Below are 14,797 nucleotides of genomic sequence, written 5' to 3' on the forward strand. Positions count from 1 at the left end.
AAGGGGCCGGTCCCGGTGACCGGGACCGGCCGGGTGATCAGATCCAGCCGTACCAGGCGTAAGCCTTCAGGCTTTTCTTGGGAAGCGCTTTCTTGACCAGCCGGACGAGCTTCACCGGATTCCTCCCTAGTTCGGTTCCAGGACCGTGATCGACACTAGACAGCGCTGGATCGGTTCCGCATCAAGCACTACACGTTCGGCCCAGATCTTTCGGCGGAAAAAGGGCGCGAAGAAAAATGCGTGTTAAATCAGCTGAGCACTTCGCGCATGAATGTCACAAGCCAGTGCTGGGCCGGGCTGCGCGCGTGCGTGTGCCGCGTGTACACCGAAACCTGCGCCGGCTCGACGTCCAGCGGGAGGTCGAACAGGCGGACGCGGTGCTCGGCCGCGAACACCTCCGCCACCAGCCGCGGGACCATCGCCACCAGCTCGCCGTCCTGGACGAGGTAGGGCAACGGGGCGAAGCGGGTCACCTCCAGCACCACCCGGTCCAGGAGCCCGCACGCCTCCAGCGCCCGGCGGGGACCGTCGTGGCCGGTCGGGCCGAACACCGTCACGTGCCGTTCGGCCGCCAGCTGGTCGAAGGTGACCTCCGCGCCGAGCCGCGAGTGATCGGCCGCGACCATCCCCAGGTAGCCCTCGGAGAACAGCGGGAGCCGCGCCACGCGCTGGGAGCTGATCAGCGGGGAGGCGATGAACGCGTCGATTTCGCCGCGGCCGAGCTGGTCCGCGGCGCCTTCGACGTCGAGGGGGCGGACGGTCAGCGTCACACCGGGCGCGCGCGAGGGCAGCGCGGCCATCAGCTTCGGCAGCAGCGAGATCTCCCCCAGGTCCGACAGGCAGAGCGTGAACGCGGCCCGCGCGGTCGCCGGGTCGAACGACCAGGCGCCGCTGACCGCCGTTTCGATCCCGGACAGCGCGCTGTGCAGCGGCTCGTAGAGCGCGCGGGCGGTCGTCGTGGGCACCAGGGCGCTGCCGCTGCGGCGGAACAGCTCGTCGGAGAACCGGCGCCGCAGCTTCTGCAGGCTGTAGCTGATCGTCGGCTGCGTGACGTGCAGCGATTCGGCCGTCGCGGTCACGCTGCGAGTCTCGTAGAGCAGCACGAACGTCCGGACCAGGTTGAGGTCGAAGTCGCGCATCATCGATCCCATCTATGAAGTCACCCGACAACATTTATTGGAGCACAGCCCGGTCGGCTCTTTAGGGTCTGGTCCAACCCGCCCGAGGAGGACCCGCGCCATGCCCACCGCCCGCCGGCTCGCCCACGAGTTCCTGGACCGCCGTGGCCTGACCACGGTCTTCGGCAACCCCGGCTCCAACGAGCTGCCCTTCCTCGCCGAGCTGCCGGACCACTTCCGGTACGTGCTCGGCCTGCACGAAGGCGCCGTCGTCGGGATGGCCGACGGCTACGCCCAGGCGACCGGCCGCCCGGTGCTGGTCAACCTGCACGCGGCCGCCGGCTCGGGCAACGCGATGGGCGCGCTGACCAACGCCGTCTACTCGCGCTCGCCGCTGGTGCTGACCGCGGGCCAGCAGGTCCGCTCCGCCATCGGGCTGGAGGCGATGCTCGCCAACGTCGAGGCCACGCAGCTGATGCGGCCGCTGGTCGGCTGGGCCGGCGAGCCGAGCTGCGCGGAAGACGTCCCGCGCTCGCTCGCGCAGGCGGTGTTCGAGGCCGAGCTGCACCGGCGCCCGACCTACCTCTCGGTCCCCTACGACGACTGGGCCGCCGAACTGCCCGCGAACGCCGCCGTGACGCTGGACCGCAACGTCCAAAGAGGACTCGCGCCCAGCGGGGCCCAGCTCGACGAGCTCGCGGCGGCGCTGGCCGGGGCGAAGAACCCCGCACTCGTGCTCGGTGGTGACCTCGACGCCACCGGCCTGTTCGACCGGGCCGTGGCACTGGCCGAGCACCTCGGGCTGCCGACCTGGGTGGCGCCGTCGCCGCACCGGCTGCCCTTCCCGAACCGGCACCCGCTGTTCCGCGGCGTGCTGCCCGCCGGCATCGCGCCGATCTCGGCCGCGTTCACCGGGCACGACCTCGTGCTGGTGCTCGGCGCGCCGGTGTTCCGCTACCACCAGCACGTGCCCGGCGCGTACCTGCCGGAGGGCACGCGGCTGATCCAGGTGACCGACGACTTCGGCGCCGCCGCCCGCGCCCCGATGGGCGAGGCACTGGTGGCGGATCCGGCGCCGGTGCTCGAGGCGCTGCTGGCGAAGGTGCCCGCCCGGCCCTCCGCGGGCGAATTCGTGCCGGCCCCGGAGCCCAAGACCGGCGAGAAGGCCCTGCACCCGGAACAGGTCTTCGCCGCGCTGCGCGAGACCCAGTCCGACGACACCCGGTACGTCGTCGAGTCGACGTCGACGAACTCGGCGTGGTGGCGGCAGATGGACCTGCGCCGCGAGGGGTCGTACTTCTTCCCGGCCGCCGGCGGGCTCGGGTTCGGCCTGCCCGCCGCGGTCGGCGTCGCCATGGGCAGCCCGGACCGCCCGGTCGTCGGCGTCATCGGCGACGGCTCGGCGAACTACGGCATCACGGCGTTGTGGAGCGCGGCGCACTACCGCGTCCCGGTCACCTTCGTGATCCTGCGCAACGGCGTCTACGGCGCACTGCAGTGGTTCGGCGAGGTGCTCGGGACGCCGGACGTGCCCGGCACCGAGATCCCCGGCCTCGACTTCGCCGCGATCGCCGCCGGCTACGGCGTCCCCGCCACCACCGTCACCGACCTCGGCGACCTGCACGACCAGCTCAAGTCGACCCCGGACGGCCCGCGGCTGATCCAGGTCGACACCGAACCGACCACACCGGAGTGATCATGACCTTGCTCGACGACGAATTCTCGCAGGGAAGCGGCGGGACCCACCGGGTCGTCGAACCGGCCACCGGGGAGACCCTGGGCGGCGTGGGCATCGCCACGCCGGCCGACGTCGCGGAAGCCGCCACCGCGGCAGCGGCGGCCCAGCGCGACTGGGCGCGGCGCAAGCCCGCCGAACGCGCCGCCGTGCTGCGCCGGGCCGGCGAGCTGTGGGAGGCGCACGCCGCCGAGGTGCAGGACTGGATCGTCCGCGAAGCCGGTTCGACGCGGCCGAAAGCCGCGATCGAGACGGAAATGGCGGCCGGGATCTGCTTCGAAGCCGCGGCCCTGCCGACGCACCCGCTCGGCGAGGTGCTGAGCACCGGCGAGCCCCGCTGGTCGCTGGCGCGGCGCCAGCCCTGCGGTGTGGTCTCGGTGATCTCGCCGTTCAACTTCCCGCTGATCCTGGCCATCCGCTCGGTCGCGCCCGCGCTGGCGCTCGGCAACGCCGTGCTGCTGAAGCCGGACCTGCGGACCGCGGTGTCCGGCGGTGTGAGCATCCTGCGCGTCTTCGAGGAGGCCGGGCTGCCCGCCGGGTTGCTGCACCTCCTGCCGGGTGACGCCGCCGTCGGGGCCGCGGTCGTCGACGCGCCCGAGGTCTCGGTCGTGTCGTTCACCGGGTCGACCGCGGCCGGGCGGAAGGTCGGCGAGGCCGCCGCGCGCTCGCTCAAGCGCGTGCACCTGGAGCTGGGCGGGAACAACGCGCTCGTCGTGCTGCCGGGCGCCGACGTCGCCAAGGCCGCCTCCGCCGGCGCGTTCGGCTCGTTCCTGCACCAGGGCCAGATCTGCATGACCACCGGACGGCACCTCATCCACGAGTCCCAAGTGGACGAATACGTCGAGGCGCTGGCGGAGAAGGCGCGCCGGCTGCCGGTCGGGAACCCCGCCACCGGCGATGTCGCGCTGGGCCCGATCATCGACGACCGGCAGCTCGCGCACATCACCGACGTCGTCGACCGGAGCGTCGCGGCGGGGGCCCGGGTGCTGGCCGGCGGCAAGCCCGACGCGCCGTTCTACCCGCCGACCGTCCTCTTCGGACTGTCCGGTGACAACCCCGCCTGGCGCGAGGAGATCTTCGGCCCGGTCGCCCCGGTGCGCGCCTACCGCGACCTCGACGAGGCCGCGCGGATCGTCAACGACTCCGAGTACGGCCTGTCGGTCGGCATCCTCGGCGACGTCGGCACGGCGATGACCCTGGCCGACGAGGTCCGCTCGGGCAAGGTGCACATCAACGAGCAGACCGTCGGCGACGAGCCCACCGCGCCCTTCGGCGGCGTCGGCGACTCCGGCAACGGCTCCCGCTTCGGCGGGGCGAAAGCCAACATCGAGGCCTTCACCGAAACGCAGTGGCTGACCGTCCGCGCGGACATCGCGGGTTACCCCTTCTAAGGAGAACGGCAATGACGACGTCTCCCGTCCGTCCCGTGTGGACGGCGGTCCTCTGCTGGCTGACCGTGCTGCTCGAGGGCTACGACCTGGTCGCGCTCGGCGCCACCATCCCGACCCTGCTCAAGAGCGGCTACCTCGGCTTCACCGCGGCGGGCGCGACCCTGGTCGCCACGGTGTCGCTGATCGGCGTGGCCGTCGGCGCGGCCTGCCTCGGCCCGCTCACCGACCGGTTCGGCCGCCGCGGCATGCTCATCGGCTCGGTGCTGCTGTTTTCGGTGTTCACGCTGCTGACGCCGCTGGCGCCGAACGTGGCGACGTTCGGGATCTTCCGGTTCCTTGCCGGGCTCGGCCTCGGCGCGTGCATGCCGGTGGCGCTGACGGTGATGTCGGAGAACCTGCCCGCCCGGCGGCGCGCCAGCGCGAGCACGTTCACGATGACCGGCTACCACGTCGGCGCGGTGCTGACGTCGATCCTCGCGCTGTACGCGAAGGAAGACTGGCACCTGCTGTTCTACGGCGGCGGGATCGCCGGCCTGGTGGCCGTGCCGCTGATGTGGTGGAAGCTCCCGGAGTCGGCGGCTTACCTGGCCGCTCGCGAGGACGCGGACCGGGTCAGCGTGCGCGACCTGCTGGGCGCGCGGTTCCGGCGGGTCAGCATCGCGGTGTGGACCGGGTCGTTCATGGGCCTGCTGCTGGTGTACGGGCTCAACACGTGGCTGCCGCAGCTGATGCGGACCGCGGGCTACCCGATCTCGACGTCGATCACGCTGCTGCTGGTGCTGAACATCGGCGCGGTGCTCGGCCTGGTGCTGGCGGGCACGATCGCCGACCGCTTCGGCATCCGGCCGATCGCGCGCATCTGGTTCGGCGCCGGCGCGGTGCTGCTGGCGGCACTGAGCCTGCGCATCGGCAACGCGTTCCTGCTGAACACGGTCGTGCTGCTGACCGGCGTGTTCGTGTTCTCCGCGCAGGTGCTGATCTACGGGTACGTCGCCCAGGTGTTCCCGGCCCGACTGCGGGGCACGGCGCTGGGGCTGACGTCGGCGGTCGGGCGGCTCGGCTCGATCCTCGGCCCGTTCGTGACCGGTGCGCTGGTCACGGCGGGGGTCGCCTACCCGTGGGGCTTCTACTTCTTCGCCGTCGTGGCCGCGCTCGGCCTGGGTGCGGTGCTGGCGCTGCGCGAGTCACGGCCGGCGGAGGAGCCGGTCGCGGTGGCCTAGGCCGTCTCTTCCGGACGGCGCCGCATGGTGGGTTCGGGCCGCTCGGTGCGCCGGTCGGAGTCGCGCAGGACCTCGCGGGCCTGGCCTTCGGGGTCCTCGCTCTCCACGGCCTGCTCTTCGGGCAGCAGCTCGGCCCGGGTTTCGGTGCGGTCGGGGGTGTCGTCCATGTCTCGCTGGTACCCGCTCGGGCGCGGTCTCAGACAGACCGCGCCCGGGTGGGGTCAGGCCGCTTCGACGCGGAACACCGCGATGCGGTCCGCCGCCGCGGCGACCCCGTCCGGTGTGGACGCTTCGGCGAGCCCGGTCGTCACGAACCGCTTGCCCACGCTCGGCGGGCTCGTCTCGACCAGCTTCCGCAGGACGGGACGCCGCTCCTCGACCGGCAGTTCGGCCAGCCGCGCGGCGGTCGCCCGGCGGCCCCGGGTGAGCGTGACCTCCGCCGCCGCCCGGACGTTCGCCACCCAGGCCGCCTTCGGGTAGGCCTGCACGATGTAGCGGTGCCCGTCGATGGGCAGCACCGCGATGGGGAAGGTGCGCGGGACGCCGGTGCGCCGCCCGGGCACGGTGAGCAGCTGCATCGGGCCGAAGGCGACGCCGAGCCGCTGCAGCCCGACCACGATCTTGTTGCCGGCGTTGACCATCCGGCGGTAGCTCTGCGCTGTCGTCATGCCCCGACGGTACACCATTTCATACGAGACTCATATGATCTGAGTTTCAGGTTCGCTCGGGTTCGGGCTGCGTCTCGGGCGGCAACGGATCCGGCACCGGGACGCCGGGCTCCGGGACGGGCGGCACCGGCTCCGGGAGATCGGGGTCGGGCCGGACCGGTTCGGGCGTCACCGGAGGTGCGGTGGCTGCGATCGGCATCGGGCTTCCCTCCGCCACGCGCCGTCCGCGGGTCGGACGGCGATCACGGGTGAACTACCCCGAACCCTTGACCCTGACACCGTGTCAGGTCCTATCCCGGACCCATGACGTTCTTCCGCACCGCCACCGAAGTGGCCGCCGGCATCCGCCGCGGCACGCTGTCGTCCCGCGAACTCACCGAACGGCTGCTCGCACGCATCGACGCGGACGACCTCAACGCCGTCGTCGTCACCGATCGGGACACCGCGCTGGCCGCGGCCGCGGCCGCCGACCGGGTTGCCACCGCCGGGCCGCTGCACGGCGTGCCGATCACCGTCAAGGAGGCGTTCGACGTGGCCGGGCTGCCGACGACCTGGGGCGAGCCCGCGTTCGCCGGTCACATCGCGGACCGGGACGCCGTGGTCGTCGAACGGCTGCGGGCCGCGGGCGCGATCGTCGTCGGGAAGACCAACGCGCACCACCTGCTGGCCGACTTCGGGCAGACCGCCAACCCGGTCTACGGGCGGACGCTCAACCCCCGGGACCGCACCCGGACCCCCGGCGGTTCCAGCGGCGGCGCGGCGGCCGCGCTGGCCGCCGGACTGTCCTTTCTGGACTACGGCTCGGACCTGGCGGGCTCGATCCGGATCCCGGCGGCGTACTGCGGGGTCTACGGGCTCAAGCCGACCGCGGGAACCGTTCCGCTGCAAGGCTTCCAGCCGCCGGGAGCGCCGCCGCCGAAGCGGGAGTTCCCGTCCGCCGTCGGCCCGCTCGCGCGCTCGGCCGCGGACCTGCGGCTCGCGCTGAGCGTGACCGGGGAGCGGCTCGACCCGTCCCGCCGGTCCCGGCTCGCGGACTTCCGCGCCGGCGTGGTCCTCGACGACCCGGCCTGCCCGGTGACGGCCGAGGTGGGCGAGGTCCTTTCGGACGCCGTCGACGCGCTCGCCCGCGCCGGCGTCGAGGTCCGCGAAGGCTGGCCGGACGGCGTGGACCCGGCCGGCCAGGCCGAAGCGTTCGGCTTCCAGGTCGAGTGGTTCTTCGCGAACGGCGACGTCGACGGCGCCGGAGAGCAGGAGCGGCGGCGGCTGGCGTACGCGGCGGCCTGGGACCGGTACTTCCGGGACGTCGACGTCTTCCTCTGCCCGGCGGTCTTCACGACGGCGTTCCGAAACCTCGGCGACCGCTACGCCGACCAGGCGTTCTGGATCGCGCAGGCGTCGCTGCCCGGGCTGCCCGCGGTGAGCGCGCCGGCGGGCGGCACGCTGCCGGTGGGGCTGCAGGTCATCGGCCCCGCGCACGAGGACGACACGGCGCTCACGTTCGCCGAACTCGCCGCGGCCGTCGTCGGCGGGTTCACCGCGCCTGGGGAATGATCGGCGGGTGTTCTCGATCGGTGACTTCGCCCGCCACGGCCGGGTTTCGGTCCGGATGCTGCGCCACTACGACGCGCTCGGGCTGCTGCGCCCGGCCCGCGTCGACCCCGCGACCGGCTACCGCAGCTACACCGCCGGCCAGCTGGCGCGGCTGAACCGGATCGTCGCGCTGAAGGACCTCGGCTTCACGCTGGAGCAGGTGGCCACGCTGCTGGCCGACGAGATCACGGCCGAGCAGGTGCGCGGCATGCTCACGTTGCGCCGGGCGGAGCTGGAAGCGTCGCTGGCGGAAGGCGCGGCACGGCTCGCGCAGGTCGAGGCCCGGCTGCGGACGATCGACGCGCCCGACGTCGTGATCAAGCAGCTGCCGGCCATGCGGGTGGTCGAGCTGACCGGGCTCGCGGCGGGGTTCGCGCCGGAGTCGATCGGCCCGGTCGTCCGCCCGCTGTGCGCGGAGCTGGGCCGCCGGCTGTCCACTGCGGACGTCACCCCGGCCGGCCGGCTGACGTGCTACTACGAGCAACGCGCGGAGGACGAGGTCGTGGTCCACGCGGCCCTCCCGGCGTCGATCGGCCCGGGCGACCTGAACGGCCTGGCGGTGGCGGACCTCCCGGCCACCCGCGCGGCGACGCTCGTCCACCGCGGCGCGATCGACGGGGTGCTGCCGAGCTGGCAGGCGGTGGTGCGGTGGATCGCCGACCACGGTTTCACTTCGGCGGGGGCGCAGCGGGAGCTGTACCTGGACTGCCCGGCGGATCCGGCGGGCTGGGTGACGGAGCTGCAGGAGCCGGTCGGCTAGGCCGGGTGGTGGGCGTGGTCGCCTGCCGGGATCTCGCGGTCCACGTGCTCCGCGTGGTGCAGTGCCTGGGCCAGCAGGCCGCGGACGTGGTTGTCCGCCGCCGAATAGTAAACGAACGTGCCCTCTCGGCGGCCCTTCACCAGACCCGCCAGGCGCAGCTTCGCCAGGTGCTGGCTGACCGCCGTCGGGGCCGCGCCCGCCAGTTCGGCCAGGCAGGCCACCGAGGACTCGCCCTGCAGCAGGGCCCACAGCACCTTGATGCGGGTCGGGTCGGCGAGCAGGCGGAACGACTCCGCGGCCAGGTGGACCTGCTCTTCGGTGGGCATGTCGAACTCCGGCAGCGACGCGTGCATGGCGCTTACCCTACTACTTGCGTATCTGCGTGCTTACGCAGATAGACTCAGACCATGACCGGACATGGCCACGGCCACCGCCATTCGCGGTGGCGCCCGCACAGCCACGACAGCACCGACCGCCTCGACCACGCTCTCGAGACGAGCCGGCGCGGGGTGCGCACGCTCGTGTGGTCCTTCGTCGCGCTGTTCGTCACCGCCGTCGCGCAGCTCGGGCTCGTGCTGGTCACCGGGTCGGTGGCGCTGCTCGGCGACACCATCCACAACTTCGCCGACGCGCTGACCGCCGTGCCGCTCGGCATCGCGTTCCTGCTCGGGCGCCGGGCCGCGACCCGGCGCTACACCTACGGCCTCGGGCGGGCCGAGGACCTGGCCGGCGTAGTGGTCGTGCTGGTCGTCGCCGCTTCCGCGGCCATCGCCGGGTACGAATCCGTCGTGCGGCTGCTGCACCCCGCGCCGGTCGCGCACCCGTGGGTGGTCGCCGCGGCCGGGGTGGTCGGGTTCGCCGGCAACGAGCTCGTCGCGCGCTACCGGATCAAGGTCGGGCGCGAGATCGGGTCCGCCGCACTGGTCGCCGACGGGCTGCACGCGCGCACGGACGGCTTCACCTCGCTCGCGGTCGTCGCGGGCGCGGCCGGCGTCGCGCTCGGGGTCCCGATCGCGGACCCGATCGTCGGGCTCGGGATCACCGTCGCGATCCTGTTCGTCCTGCGCGACGCGGCGAAGGAGGTGTTCCGGCGGCTGCTCGACGCCGTCGACCCGGCGTCGGTCGAGCTGGCCGAACGCACCGCTCTCGACGTCGAGGGCGTGCTCGGCGCCCGGGACCTGCGGATGCGGTGGATCGGCCACCACCTGCGCGCCGAACTGGCGGTGACGGTGGCGGCGGACCTGACCGTCGAGGCCGCCCACGCGCTCGCGCACCGGGTGGAACACCGGCTGGTGCACACGATCCCGCGGCTGACCGCGGTGGTCGTCCACACCGAACCGAGCGCGGGAGCGGACCGGGCGCACGAGGCCGTCGCCCACTAGGCGACGGGCTGCTCCGCCGGTTCGGGCTTCGGGCTGAGTACCCCGGCGAACAACGCCGCCAGCACGCACAGGATCACCGGCAGCGCGAACGTCACGTTCAGCGGCAGCCAATGGGTCAAGCCGCCGATCACCGCCGGGCCGGCCAGGAGGCCGACGTAGCCGAGGCCGACCACCCGGGCCATCAGCGCGCCGGACGCGCGGGTGTCGAGGTTGCCCGCCGCCGTGAACAGCTGCGGGACGCCGCCCGAGAGGCCGAGGCCGAACAGCGCCCAGCCGACCAGGGACACCGGCACCCACGGGGCCGCCGCGGCGATCGTCAGGCCCACCGCGGCGAGCGCGGCGCCGTAGCGGACGATCGCCGCCGGGCCCGCCCAGGCCGCGACGCGGTCGGTGAGGAACCGGCCGGTCGTCATCGCCACCGCGAAGGCGCCGTACGCGAACGCCGCCGTCGAGGCCGACGTGCCGAGCACCTTTTCCATGTGCAGCGCGGCCCAGTCGTTCGCCACGCCCTCGGACAGCATCAGCGCGAGCGCCAGCAGGCCGAGCAGCCAGACCACGCGGCCCGGGGTGCGGCGGCGGGCCGGCGCGGCTTCCGGCTCCGCCGAAACGGCGGCGGGCGCGTCGGACGGCTCCATCAGGAACCGCGCGGACACCAGGGAAAGCACGACGCACAGCAGGCCGGTGCCGGTGAGCGTGACGCCGGTGGGCACGCCCGCGCCGAGCGTCGCGGCGCCGATGACCGCGGCGATCGCGCCGCCGATCGACCACATCGCGTGGAAGGCCGCCATGATCGGACGCGGGTAGGCGCGCTCGACCACGACCGCGTGCGCGTTCATCCCGACGTCGATGGCGCCGTTGCCGAACCCGAACAGCGCGAGGCCGAGACCGAGCGTCCACCAGGAGTCCGCGAACCCGGGCGCGCAGAGCGCGAGGCCGAGGAACACCCCCGCGGCCGGCACGAGCCGCCGGTGGCCGAGCTTGTCGACGAGCGGGCCGGCCACCTGCATGCCGGCGAAGGCGGCGCCCCCGAGCACCAGCAGCAGCGCGCCCAGGGTGCTGTGCGAGATGCCGGTCGCGCGCTCGACGTTCGGGATGTGCACCACCCACATGCCCATCCCGAACCCGTTGACGCCGAAGAACATGAAGGTCGCGAACCGGGCGGCACGCGGGCGGGGCGGGGCGGTCGTCATCGGCTCTCCGTGGTGGTGGGGACGGCGACGTGCACCAGCACGCCGCGTTCGGTCAGCGCCGCGCGCTGGTCTTCGGGGGCGCCCGGGTCGGTGATCACGACGTCCGGGCGCTCGGCGGGGCAGACGTGGGCGAGGGCGGCGCGGCCCCACTTGGCGCCGTCGGCGAGCACGATCGCCCGCGCCGACACCGCCAGTGCCTGCCGCTTGACTTCCGCGTCGGCGAGGTCGAAGGCCGTCAGCCCCTCGTCGAGGCCGAACGCGCAGGGGCTCAGCACCGCCACGTCGAACCGCAGCGCCCGCAGCGAAGCCAGCGTCAGCGGGCCGACCAGCGCCTGCTCCCCCGGCCGCGGTTCGCCGCCGGGCAGCAGCAGACGGACGTCGGGCGCGTCGGCCAGTTCGCGAGCCGCGTGCAGGGACAGCGGCATCACCGTCACCGGCCGGTCGCGCAGCAGGCGCGCCAGTTCCAGCGCCGTCGTGCCGCTGTCGAGGACGACCGTCTCGCCGTCGCGGATCAGCTCCGCCGCCGCGGCCGCGATGGCCCGCTTCGCCGCGACGGCCGCCGTGGCGCGGGCCGCGAACGGCGGCTCGACGCCGGACGGCGACGCCGGGACCGCGCCGCCGTGCACCCGGCGCAGCACGCCGCGCGAAGCCAAGTTGTCCAGGTCACGGCGCACGGTCATTTCCGACGCGCCGGTCGCCGCGGCCAGCTCGGCGACACCCACCTGGTCGGCGTCGCGCAGCCGCGCCACGATCACCTGCTGCCGTTCCGCGCTCTTCACCCCGCGATGGTCGCAACCCCTGCGCATTCGCACAACCGATTTGTTCGGACGCTCACGTCTTTTGTGCGAAAGAGCGCTGCGGCATGATGGTGCCGTGCACGCCGCCGAGACCACCGTGACCCCGTGACCGGGGGCTACCTGAAGGGCCGGATCCGCCGCGAGGACATCATCACGGCGGCCGCCGCGGCGTACGGCGAACTCGGCTACCACGGCTCGTCCCTGCGCGAGATCGCCAAGCGCGTCGGCATCTCGCACGCCGGCCTCCTCTACCACTTCCCCACCAAGGAAGCCCTGCTCGCCGCCGTGCTCGAACGCCGGGACGCCGACGACTCCGAGCGCGAGCAGCTGCAGGTGCCGGCCGGGCTCGAAGTCCTGCGCCACTTCGTCGCCCTCGCCGAGCACAACGTCCGCCACCCCGGGATCGTCGACCTCTACTCCCGGCTGGCGGCCGAAGCGGTCGCGCCGGACCACCCCGCGCACGACTACTTCCAGCGCCACTACCGGGCCGCCCGCGCCAGCGTGCACGAGTCGTTCGAGGTCCTCGCGGCGCGCGGCCAGCTGCGGGCGGGCGCCGAACCCGCGCTGGCCGCGCTGACGTTCATCGCGCTGATGGACGGCCTCCAGGTGCAGTGGCTGACCGTGCCCGGCGACGTGGACCTGGTCGGCTCGCTGCGCTTCTACCTGCGGAACCTGCTCACCGTCCCGTTCTAGAGGGTCTTCGCGTACGGGTCCCAGCCCGGTGGCAGTGCCGGCGGGACCTCGACCGTGCTCGCGACTTCGACGGTCTGCCCGCGCGTCAAGGACTCCTCGATCGACAGCATCGCGTCGAGCACGTGGTAGGCCAGCTCGCCGGACGCGCGTTCGGGGACGCCGGCCCGGATCGCCCGTGCCAGCTCCAGCGCCCCGGTCCCGCGTGACGCCGGGTGCCCGGACGGCGCGAGCTCTTCGGGTTCGTCGTGCCCGATCAGGTGCAGCACGGTCGAGCCGTCGAACCGGTTGGGGTCGGGCAGGACGGCGGTGCCGAGCGTGCCGGTCAGCTCGACCACCCCGGCCCGCTTGAGCGCCGAGTCGAAGCTCAGCACCAGCTGGGCGGACCCGCGCTCGAACTCGACGAGCGCGGTGACCGTCGTCGGCACCAGCACCGGGAACTCCGTCCCCGCGCGCGGCCCGGACCCGACGACGCGGGTGTCGCGCGCCCGCCCGCCGGCGCCGGTGACGCGCCGGACCGGGCCGAGCAGGTGCACCAGCGCCGTCAGGTAGTACGGGCCCATGTCGAGCAGCGGCCCGCCGCCCGGCTGGTAGTAGAACTCCGGTGCCGGGTGCCACAGTTCCGGGCCCGCCACCTGGAACAGCGCCAGCGCGGTCAGGGGACGGCCGATGCGGCCGCCGTCGAGGGCCTGGCGCGCGGTCTGCAGCCCGGCGCCGAGCACGGTGTCGGGCGCGCTGGCGACGCGCAGGTTCTTCTCCCGTGCGCGATCGAGGAGCTTGCGGCCGGTCTGCCGGTCCAGCGCGAGGGGTTTCTCCGCCCAGACGTGCTTGCCCGCTTCGAGGGCGGCCAGCCCGACCTCGACGTGCGCGACCGGGACGGTCAGGTTGACCACGAGCTCGACGTCCGGGTCGTCGAGCAGCTCCGCGACCGTGCCCGACCGGGGCACGCCGTACTCGGCCGCGCGGGCCGCCGCGCGCTCGGTGTCGAGGTCGGCGATCCGCAGCACGCGGACGTCCGGGAAGCTCGTGAGGTTTTCGAGGTAGGTGCCGCTGATGACGCCGGCGCCGACGAACCCGACGCCGACCGGCCCGCCGGTCACCGGCCGGCCAGGAACGCGTGGCTGGCGGCGACGGCCTCGAAGAGGTCGCCGTCGTAGGCGTCGAACTCGATCACGCGCAGGGCGTCCGGCGCGGCGGCCAGCACCTCGGCGATCGGCACCCGGCCCTGGCCGGCGGGGACCTGGCCGGTGGCGTCGGTGGCGAGGCCGCCGTCCTTGACGTGGATCGCGCGGACCCGGTCGCCGAGGCGTCGCAGCAGGGCCGGGGCGTCCTCGCCGCCCGCGGTGGCCCAGTAGGTGTCGACCTCCAGCGCGACGGCCGGGTCGAGCTGGTCGGCGAGGACTTCGAACGCGCTGCGGCCGCCGATCCGGGACTCCAGCTCCCACCAGTGGTTGTGGTAGCCGACGCGGACGCCGTGCTCGGCCGCGAGCTTGGCGGCGGCGTTGAGCGCCTCCGCCGTCGCGGCGATGTCGGCCGGGTCCTGCCACTGCTCGGGCTTGACCAGCGGGTCGATCACCAGGCCGATGCCCAGCTCGGCGGCCGCGGCGAAGACGGCCGCCTGGTCGGCGCCGAGCAGGCGGGCGTGCGCGGTCGGCGCGGTCAGGCCGTTGGCGGGCAGCCCGGCCCGCAGCGCGTCGGCGTTTTCGACGACCCCGTAGGGCTCCACCTGCGTGAAGCCGATCGCGGCGAGCCGCCGCAGGGTGTCGGCGGGATCGGCCGCGAAGGCGTCGCGGACCGAGTAAAGCTGCACGGAAAGGTCGCTCATCCCCAGCTCCTGAAGTCGCGGTGGGCTCTGCTCAATTTCTACCACCTGGTCAGAATTGACACCAGAAAATCGGCACCCGGTCCACCGGACGGCGGCACGGCGTGCCGGACGTCACCACAGTCCTTGTTTTGGCAAGCCGCCGTTGGGGCAGTAACGCCGGTGAGCGGGCGGAACGAACCGACGCGGGAGGTACCGGCAGTGGACAGGGCAGGGGACGAAGTGGACACGGGGGCGATCGGCCACCCGGGGTCCCGTCGCGACCTGACGGAACTGTCCGAGGCCGCGCTCGACCTCGACCGCCGGATCGACCAGCACCTCGAACGGCTGCGCCGGGAACGCACCGAGCGCGCCCGCGACGACATCCCGGACCAGCGGCTACGCCCGAGCGGCTGACCTCGGCTTCACTGCCCGGACGCGACCTACTACGCTGG

Annotated in this window: 18 protein-coding genes; 8 read left to right on the forward strand and 10 right to left on the reverse strand. The window is 73.5% G+C overall.

Going from position 1 to position 14,797, the window contains the following annotated elements; genetic code table 11:
• Positions 1 to 37 precede the first annotated feature (37 nt).
• Positions 38 to 115 (reverse strand): tryptorubin family RiPP precursor, encoded by a 78-nt coding sequence (locus tag SD460_RS46960; RefSeq protein ID WP_225440239.1) that lies wholly within the window; start codon positions 113 to 115, stop codon positions 38 to 40.
• Between the two features lie 133 nt (positions 116 to 248).
• Complete coding sequence (locus SD460_RS45850; RefSeq protein ID WP_318307757.1) at positions 249 to 1,139, reverse strand: LysR family transcriptional regulator; 891 nt, start codon at positions 1,137 to 1,139, stop codon at positions 249 to 251.
• Positions 1,140 to 1,239: 100 nt separating this feature from the next.
• On the opposite strand from SD460_RS45850, the gene mdlC reads away from it, so the two are divergent.
• The 3 genes from mdlC to SD460_RS45865 are packed head-to-tail and all read left to right on the forward strand — an operon-like array spanning position 1,240 to position 5,464.
• Positions 1,240 to 2,814 (forward strand): benzoylformate decarboxylase, encoded by a 1,575-nt coding sequence (gene mdlC / locus SD460_RS45855; protein ID WP_290050107.1) that lies wholly within the window; start codon positions 1,240 to 1,242, stop codon positions 2,812 to 2,814.
• Between the two features lie 2 nt (positions 2,815 to 2,816).
• Positions 2,817 to 4,244 carry a benzaldehyde dehydrogenase gene (locus SD460_RS45860; protein ID WP_318307758.1) on the forward strand — a complete coding sequence of 476 codons (1,428 nt, stop codon included), beginning with the start codon at positions 2,817 to 2,819 and terminating at the stop codon, positions 4,242 to 4,244.
• Between the two features lie 11 nt (positions 4,245 to 4,255).
• Positions 4,256 to 5,464, forward strand: a complete 1,209-nt coding sequence (locus SD460_RS45865) for an MFS transporter (RefSeq protein WP_290050109.1) — start codon at positions 4,256 to 4,258, stop codon at positions 5,462 to 5,464.
• On the opposite strand, the gene SD460_RS45870 is transcribed toward SD460_RS45865, so the two are convergent.
• The 3 genes from SD460_RS45870 to SD460_RS45880 are packed head-to-tail and all read right to left on the reverse strand — an operon-like array spanning position 5,461 to position 6,331.
• The gene (locus tag SD460_RS45870) at positions 5,461 to 5,631 is read right to left on the reverse strand and encodes a hypothetical protein (RefSeq protein WP_290050111.1); all 171 of its coding nucleotides are present in this window, start codon (positions 5,629 to 5,631) and stop codon (positions 5,461 to 5,463) included. The genes SD460_RS45865 and SD460_RS45870 overlap by 4 nt on opposite strands.
• 54 nt (positions 5,632 to 5,685) lie before the next feature.
• On the reverse strand, positions 5,686 to 6,132 hold the full coding sequence (locus SD460_RS45875; RefSeq protein WP_290050112.1) for a nitroreductase family deazaflavin-dependent oxidoreductase: 447 nt from the start codon (positions 6,130 to 6,132) through the stop codon (positions 5,686 to 5,688).
• Positions 6,133 to 6,178: 46 nt separating this feature from the next.
• Complete coding sequence (locus tag SD460_RS45880) at positions 6,179 to 6,331, reverse strand: hypothetical protein (RefSeq protein WP_290050113.1); 153 nt, start codon at positions 6,329 to 6,331, stop codon at positions 6,179 to 6,181.
• A 104-nt stretch (positions 6,332 to 6,435) separates the two neighbouring features.
• On the opposite strand from SD460_RS45880, the gene SD460_RS45885 reads away from it, so the two are divergent.
• Together SD460_RS45885 and SD460_RS45890 are read left to right on the forward strand one after the other, a co-directional pair.
• On the forward strand, positions 6,436 to 7,683 hold the full coding sequence (locus tag SD460_RS45885; protein ID WP_290050115.1) for an amidase family protein: 1,248 nt from the start codon (positions 6,436 to 6,438) through the stop codon (positions 7,681 to 7,683).
• 7 nt (positions 7,684 to 7,690) lie between these two features.
• Complete coding sequence (locus SD460_RS45890) at positions 7,691 to 8,482, forward strand: MerR family transcriptional regulator (RefSeq protein WP_290050116.1); 792 nt, start codon at positions 7,691 to 7,693, stop codon at positions 8,480 to 8,482.
• On the opposite strand, the gene SD460_RS45895 is transcribed toward SD460_RS45890, so the two are convergent.
• The gene (locus SD460_RS45895; RefSeq protein WP_125313833.1) at positions 8,479 to 8,835 is read right to left on the reverse strand and encodes an ArsR/SmtB family transcription factor; all 357 of its coding nucleotides are present in this window, start codon (positions 8,833 to 8,835) and stop codon (positions 8,479 to 8,481) included. The genes SD460_RS45890 and SD460_RS45895 overlap by 4 nt on opposite strands.
• Positions 8,836 to 8,889: 54 nt before the next feature.
• On the opposite strand from SD460_RS45895, the gene SD460_RS45900 reads away from it, so the two are divergent.
• Positions 8,890 to 9,864: a cation diffusion facilitator family transporter gene (locus SD460_RS45900; protein ID WP_318307759.1), complete on the forward strand. Its 975-nt coding sequence runs from the start codon at positions 8,890 to 8,892 to the stop codon at positions 9,862 to 9,864.
• Here SD460_RS45900 and SD460_RS45905 read toward each other — a convergent pair.
• The gene (locus SD460_RS45905) at positions 9,861 to 11,054 is read right to left on the reverse strand and encodes an MFS transporter (RefSeq protein WP_290050121.1); all 1,194 of its coding nucleotides are present in this window, start codon (positions 11,052 to 11,054) and stop codon (positions 9,861 to 9,863) included. The two genes, SD460_RS45900 and SD460_RS45905, sit on opposite strands and share 4 nt — an antisense overlap.
• The gene (locus SD460_RS45910; RefSeq protein WP_290050122.1) at positions 11,051 to 11,833 is read right to left on the reverse strand and encodes a DeoR/GlpR family DNA-binding transcription regulator; all 783 of its coding nucleotides are present in this window, start codon (positions 11,831 to 11,833) and stop codon (positions 11,051 to 11,053) included. Before SD460_RS45910 ends, SD460_RS45905 begins: the two co-directional genes overlap by 4 nt.
• A 123-nt stretch (positions 11,834 to 11,956) precedes the next feature.
• On the opposite strand from SD460_RS45910, the gene SD460_RS45915 reads away from it, so the two are divergent.
• Positions 11,957 to 12,544 (forward strand): TetR/AcrR family transcriptional regulator, encoded by a 588-nt coding sequence (locus tag SD460_RS45915; RefSeq protein ID WP_290050124.1) that lies wholly within the window; start codon positions 11,957 to 11,959, stop codon positions 12,542 to 12,544.
• Here SD460_RS45915 and SD460_RS45920 read toward each other — a convergent pair.
• Positions 12,541 to 13,641 carry a Gfo/Idh/MocA family protein gene (locus tag SD460_RS45920; RefSeq protein WP_318307760.1) on the reverse strand — a complete coding sequence of 367 codons (1,101 nt, stop codon included), beginning with the start codon at positions 13,639 to 13,641 and terminating at the stop codon, positions 12,541 to 12,543. The two genes, SD460_RS45915 and SD460_RS45920, sit on opposite strands and share 4 nt — an antisense overlap.
• On the reverse strand, positions 13,638 to 14,366 hold the full coding sequence (locus SD460_RS45925) for a sugar phosphate isomerase/epimerase family protein (RefSeq protein ID WP_290050127.1): 729 nt from the start codon (positions 14,364 to 14,366) through the stop codon (positions 13,638 to 13,640). Before SD460_RS45925 ends, SD460_RS45920 begins: the two co-directional genes overlap by 4 nt.
• A gap of 198 nt (positions 14,367 to 14,564) precedes the next feature.
• Between SD460_RS45925 and SD460_RS45930 the strand changes: the two genes are divergently transcribed.
• Entirely contained in the window at positions 14,565 to 14,759 is a 195-nt protein-coding gene (locus SD460_RS45930; protein WP_290050128.1) for a hypothetical protein, read from the forward strand.
• Positions 14,760 to 14,797: the final 38 nt, after the last annotated feature.

The organism is Amycolatopsis solani, assembly GCF_033441515.1.
Taxonomy (GTDB): Bacteria; Actinomycetota; Actinomycetes; order Mycobacteriales; family Pseudonocardiaceae; genus Amycolatopsis; species Amycolatopsis solani.

What these genes read in the sequence shown, in the direction of transcription:
- SD460_RS45900 (WP_318307759.1), top strand. Translation starts at nt 8,890, where the DNA reads ATGACCGGACATGGCCACGGCCACCGCCATTCGCGGTGGCGCCCGCAC.
- mdlC (WP_290050107.1), top strand. Translation starts at nt 1,240, where the DNA reads ATGCCCACCGCCCGCCGGCTCGCCCACGAGTTCCTGGACCGCCGTGGC.
- SD460_RS45905 (WP_290050121.1), bottom strand. Translation starts at nt 11,054, where the DNA reads ATGACGACCGCCCCGCCCCGCCCGCGTGCCGCCCGGTTCGCGACCTTC.
- SD460_RS45870 (WP_290050111.1), bottom strand. Translation starts at nt 5,631, where the DNA reads ATGGACGACACCCCCGACCGCACCGAAACCCGGGCCGAGCTGCTGCCC.
- SD460_RS45860 (WP_318307758.1), top strand. Translation starts at nt 2,817, where the DNA reads ATGACCTTGCTCGACGACGAATTCTCGCAGGGAAGCGGCGGGACCCAC.
- SD460_RS45875 (WP_290050112.1), bottom strand. Translation starts at nt 6,132, where the DNA reads ATGACGACAGCGCAGAGCTACCGCCGGATGGTCAACGCCGGCAACAAG.
- SD460_RS45925 (WP_290050127.1), bottom strand. Translation starts at nt 14,366, where the DNA reads ATGAGCGACCTTTCCGTGCAGCTTTACTCGGTCCGCGACGCCTTCGCG.
- SD460_RS45865 (WP_290050109.1), top strand. Translation starts at nt 4,256, where the DNA reads ATGACGACGTCTCCCGTCCGTCCCGTGTGGACGGCGGTCCTCTGCTGG.
- SD460_RS45885 (WP_290050115.1), top strand. Translation starts at nt 6,436, where the DNA reads ATGACGTTCTTCCGCACCGCCACCGAAGTGGCCGCCGGCATCCGCCGC.
- SD460_RS45895 (WP_125313833.1), bottom strand. Translation starts at nt 8,835, where the DNA reads ATGCACGCGTCGCTGCCGGAGTTCGACATGCCCACCGAAGAGCAGGTC.
- SD460_RS45880 (WP_290050113.1), bottom strand. Translation starts at nt 6,331, where the DNA reads ATGCCGATCGCAGCCACCGCACCTCCGGTGACGCCCGAACCGGTCCGG.
- SD460_RS45850 (WP_318307757.1), bottom strand. Translation starts at nt 1,139, where the DNA reads ATGCGCGACTTCGACCTCAACCTGGTCCGGACGTTCGTGCTGCTCTAC.